General features: G+C 63.7%; 3 protein-coding genes. 2 read left to right on the top strand and 1 reads right to left on the bottom strand.

The genetic code is table 11. From position 1 onward, the window contains the following. The coding region (locus EN925_RS34915) for a LysR family transcriptional regulator (RefSeq protein WP_128337320.1) at positions 1-763 on the bottom strand (763 nt) is incomplete at its 3' end. A 92-nt stretch (positions 764-855) separates the two neighbouring features. Here EN925_RS34915 and EN925_RS34910 point away from each other — a divergent pair. Both EN925_RS34910 and yidD read left to right on the top strand, forming a co-directional pair. Beyond that, a complete protein-coding gene (locus EN925_RS34910; protein WP_127369532.1) occupies positions 856-1,014 on the top strand; it encodes a hypothetical protein in 159 nt (52 codons plus the stop codon). A gap of 84 nt (positions 1,015-1,098) precedes the next feature. Beyond that, on the top strand, positions 1,099-1,473 hold the full coding sequence (gene yidD, locus EN925_RS34905) for a membrane protein insertion efficiency factor YidD (protein WP_127369531.1): 375 nt from the start codon (positions 1,099-1,101) through the stop codon (positions 1,471-1,473). Positions 1,474-1,668 lie beyond the last annotated feature (195 nt).

The raw sequence follows: 1,668 nt of genomic DNA, 5'->3' as shown, positions 1-1,668 counted from the left end.
CCCGGGATGCGATTCCCCCGCCGATCTGCAACAGATCGCCCAATGCCACGCCATGTCCGAGCAAGGCGGCCTGCTTTGAAAGCGACGCATCCGCCAGCATCGGCCCGCGCGCGGGCACGGCGTCGGCGGGCACGCCGGCCGCTTCGAACCAGCGCACCCAGCCCTGGCGATTCTCCTCGTGCAAAAGCGTGTAGCGGCCAAGATCGATTGGCTTCCTGAGGGCAGGGCCAGAAGCAAGCAGCGCCGGCGACAGGACCGGCGAATCGACCGTCGAGGCAAGCCGCTCGGCCTGGCTGCGCGGCCACGAGTCGGCATGCGCGCTGAAGCGCAAGGCAAGCTCCGGCTGATCGCTGCGGAACTCGATCAGCCTTGGATCGACCTCGAGAGAGACGTCGATGTCGGGCCGCAATTGGCGAAAGCGGTTGAGCCGGGGCACCAGCCACACGGAGGCAAGCGACGGCTCGACACTGACACGGACCACGGACTGCGCCGGTGTCGCCACCAGATCGCCAAGCAAGGTATCGATGGCGTCGAAACTTCTGACAAGCTGATCCAGCAGACGCCGGCCGGTGTCGGTCAGTTCGACTCGTCGATGGTGACGTTCGAACAAGGGTCGATGCAGGAAGATTTCGAGCTCGCGGATCTGCCGGCTGATCGCCGCCTGCGAGACGAAAAGCTCCTCGGCCGCCCGGCTGAAGCTCAGATGCCGGCCCGCCGCCTCGAAGCTCCTCAATGCCGTCAGCGGCAGGCGCCCACGCTTCATTTCGCATAACCCAGGATTATCCGAAGTGGAAATTATACTCGTTTGAAGGCGAAGGCCAGCGGCGGTCTAATCCATGTCAAAGGAGACCGACCATGATCCAGTTGCTGAACATTTTTGGCGATGTCATGCGGATCGCGACGTTTCAATGGCGTGACGAAAAGCAGCATTCAAAGCGCCGCGAGGGGCCGGCCAGTCGTGGCCGCTGGGCGCCGTCGGCTGACAGGCAGCCGTTTCGCCGTTCCCGTCCGTGATGGCGGGGCGCGCAAGGAGGGGGGATTGCGTTCTCCGGCGGAAGTCCACATCTATCGCCTGGGAAACGCGATACGGAGACTGTGGTGCGCGACCAGCATGGGCATGCGCATATAGACGGGTCGCAAAAACGCGGCCGCAACTGGCCCGGCCCCTGGCGCAAGACGCCAGGCCGTCTCCTCGGCACGTCGCTCGTGCGCCTCTACCAGCTGACGCTGTCGGGCTTTGTCGGCAATTCCTGCCGGCATCTGCCGACCTGTTCGGAATATGCGCATGAGGCGATCGCCCGCCATGGCCTGTGGGCCGGCGGCTGGATGGGATTCTTCCGCGTGCTGCGCTGCGGGCCATTCGGCACGCATGGCATAGACCTGGTGCCGGAGGCGCTTGCGGATCGCTATCTCTGGTTCATGCCCTGGCGGTACTGGCGGATCGGCAGCAAGCACGGCAAAGCGCAGGAATGATGGCCGGGGGGAGAGCAGGTTTACGATCCGGTAGGGTTAACAACAGCCTGCACAAAGACTGCGCATTTGAGACAAAATCGAGACAAGAGACCCCGCTAAGCCGCTCACGAACCCCCTTCTGGAGCGAGCAGAAAATGCGCAATTTCGACCGTCTTCCCTTCATCTTTGCCGGGATCCTGTTCCTGCTCGCCTGGC

It is taken from the genome of Mesorhizobium sp. M7A.F.Ca.US.006.04.2.1 (assembly GCF_004022915.1).
In the GTDB taxonomy this organism is placed as follows: domain Bacteria; phylum Pseudomonadota; class Alphaproteobacteria; order Rhizobiales; family Rhizobiaceae; genus Mesorhizobium; species Mesorhizobium ciceri.
This window is presented reverse-complemented; position numbering and strand designations above follow the sequence as displayed.

Coding starts and splice junctions, on each gene's coding strand:
- EN925_RS34910 (WP_127369532.1), top strand. CDS start 856: ATGATCCAGTTGCTGAACATTTTTGGCGATGTCATGCGGATCGCGACG.